Source organism: Bacillus sp. AFS029637 (assembly GCF_002584985.1).
In the GTDB taxonomy this organism is placed as follows: domain Bacteria; phylum Bacillota; class Bacilli; order Bacillales; family Bacillaceae_G; genus Bacillus_A.
In genome coordinates, this window is sequence record NZ_NUPZ01000058.1 from 1 (window position 1) to 2,569 (window position 2,569).

The 2,569-nt window shown below is 33.0% G+C and carries 1 protein-coding gene and 4 pseudogenes; all 5 read right to left on the bottom strand.

Annotated features, from left to right (window positions below; translation table 11 throughout):
* Window positions 1–62 precede the first annotated feature (62 nt).
* Window positions 63–429: pseudogene (locus COE49_RS26445) on the bottom strand (ASCH domain-containing protein).
* A 275-nt stretch (window positions 430–704) separates the two neighbouring features.
* Window positions 705–1,041 (bottom strand): annotated as a pseudogene (locus tag COE49_RS28545) (peptidase M20); the annotation flags it as partial.
* A 55-nt stretch (window positions 1,042–1,096) separates the two neighbouring features.
* On the bottom strand, window positions 1,097–1,516 hold the full coding sequence (locus COE49_RS28550; RefSeq protein ID WP_464093025.1) for an undecaprenyl-diphosphate phosphatase: 420 nt from the start codon (window positions 1,514–1,516) through the stop codon (window positions 1,097–1,099).
* Window positions 1,404–2,048: pseudogene (locus COE49_RS28205) on the bottom strand (ABC transporter permease). Before COE49_RS28205 ends, COE49_RS28550 begins: the two are co-directional and overlap by 113 nt.
* Window positions 2,002–2,314, bottom strand: a pseudogene (locus tag COE49_RS28210) (hypothetical protein); the annotation flags it as partial. The pseudogenes COE49_RS28210 and COE49_RS28205, both read right to left, overlap by 47 nt.
* Between the last annotated feature and the right edge of the window lie 255 nt (window positions 2,315–2,569).

Here is a 2,569-nt window from a genome sequence, read left to right on the forward strand (position 1 = left end):
TGTGTTTTATAAAATAAGCTTGTCATCTACGTATTTCTGAAGTAATAGATGACAAGCTGTATTTATTTTTTCACATCAATAGGTTTAAAACGCTCACAAACAAGCAGTATATTTTCAGAAAAACTAAGGCTAAGTTCTCAGTTCCTTCGTGAAGAACTGAATATGGGTGTTTCTCCAGTAATTATAAGTAAGATTCTCTTCACTTTCAGTAATAGCCAAATTCTCGTTTACTGTATTTATTGGTGTTCCAGTTACCTCTATTGTACTAATAATTGCTACAGGTAGTGGTTTATTTTCCAAGTCATAGAGAATATGGCCGAAACATGTTGCAGTTTTTATGCCGTCAATTACCAATTTGGCGAGATAATCAGGAGAATCACCAACTGTCCCCGAATAAGTATCCTAATATGTTTGTACTAATGGGTTTATTTGCATTATTACCTTAATTAAATTTAATTCCTTTTATCCTGCTATTTTAGGGGGATAATACTTCCAATCTAAGCTTCAGTAGAAAAAAGAAGTTAGGTAGAAAATGAAATATCCTCGATAGTTATTAAAAACTCACTTTATAGGTCCCGCATGTAATTTGTTTATTTGTAATTCCTTTGAATACGCTGAATGAATATGGTTTGTAAACACGTTCTGTCCACTTATATTCGTCTTTCCTGTATAATCCCATATAATAGACGGGAAAAACCCTTTTTGGGTGTAGCTTCATAAATAAAGTAATTAAAGTATAATCGGCTACTTGTTGCGGCTTGAACAGTATGCTTCTCTTTATTATCACGCTAATATAAACAAGTTGGGGGCGAGTTTATCGGGAATAAATCCAATTAGTCTATAGTTTTTATGTAGCTTATTTGTAATTTGAGTTGTTCTAAAGGTAGAGGTAATACCTGGATAGTGTATCGCCTATATGTACTTCTCTTTCATAAATACAGAAACAGGAAGAAGTTTTCCGGCAGTGCCTATATAAATATAGCGCGGGTGATCTTCATCATATAAAGGTGTTATAAAAACATTATTAATAGCCAAACGATAATTGTTTGTATATAGGCATAGGATAAGCTTCCTTAAATCCTATAATTGGGGCCTTTTATAGAGAAGTTAAGTACGAGTGAAGAACGTTATATAATGATTGCTTAGAATATAAAGAAGAAGTGCTATTACTAGATTCAGACTTTAAGCATAGCTTGTAACAGTATCTATCCCATATTGAAGTGAGTAATACTAGAGGTTTAATAATATGTGACTTATATGAATCTATAGCAATACGAACAGTGTAAATAAGATGGCCAACAATATACGCATAATATGCAAAATGTTTTAAACCTATCTTTTCTAAAACTTTTAGGAATATTACTACCGTTAGCATTGCTACTATTACCACATACATAGGGAAATCATTCAAACTTAAATACTTCCAGCTTTTTAATAAATCTAAGCCTGTCGCTCCAACTATTACAGGAAGAGTAATGAGAAATGAGAAATGAGAACTCAGATGCAGTCTTATAATTTACTTTTACTAATAGATCTCCAGTCAGGTCTAGAATAGCGGTCCATATAAATGAATCCATATGTTTGGAGGTCACGAGCATAATGTTAGTCATTGTAATAATGACCTTTAATATAATAGGAGGTACATAAGCCTTCATTAGAAGAATGAATAGTACAATTTTTAAAGATAAAGGAAGGGAAGTCTACCGCATATTTAAAAAGTTTAGGAGAGAACTTAAAAGTAAAGTGGTGTTAAAACCAGCGAAGTTCCCCAATAGCTCTAAATCCAAAGAAAGAGAATGATAAACTTAGTTATAATAAAGCTAATGCGTGACACCGGGGTAGTTAGTAATTTTTTTAGTGTATCTTCTGTATATTCACGAGTAAATAATTAAGTGACTACTACCTATATAAGGAGAATCCTATAACTAGAGTAGTATATAAGACGCTACCGTCACTAAGAAAGGTGTGACACCAGCCCCAATAATGCTAATTAAAAGCATATTAGAATGTTTTAGTTTTAATAGTGCTGTGTAGAGTGGATTGATCAATTGTGCCATCTCCAACTAGCTTGGTGAAATACACTTCTAATCTGTCTTCACGCATCTTCATTTTTAATACTTCAATATCCTTAAGAATAAATATTTTTTTGATGTGGCCCTGTTGTTCGATAGTGAGAGTAAATACGAATATTCTCTTTATCATGTACTTACAGTTTGCTTTACGCAGCGTATCAAGAGAAACTGCCTCTAGTAATCGTCCAGCATGAAATTTCCATATGCTCGACTAATTGTTCTATCTCGGCTAATATGTTGTTTCTTTTATATGAGTGTTACCTCCAAGAATTAAAAACCGTCCGTACAAATTAAAGAAGGTGTAACGGATGGATTAGTAAAGTAGGGAAGAAGATGGGCTCTCGTTAATGAAATTTTTGTAGGTTCTTATCTAGCTGAACGAGTGCAAAAATATTAAATTGAATTTCTTTATAAAAAGATGTTGACGATTGGAGTGTAGAGGTGTAATATAGAACAAGTCGCCGATGCAACAACGCAGAAAGCGGCAAACGAAATAA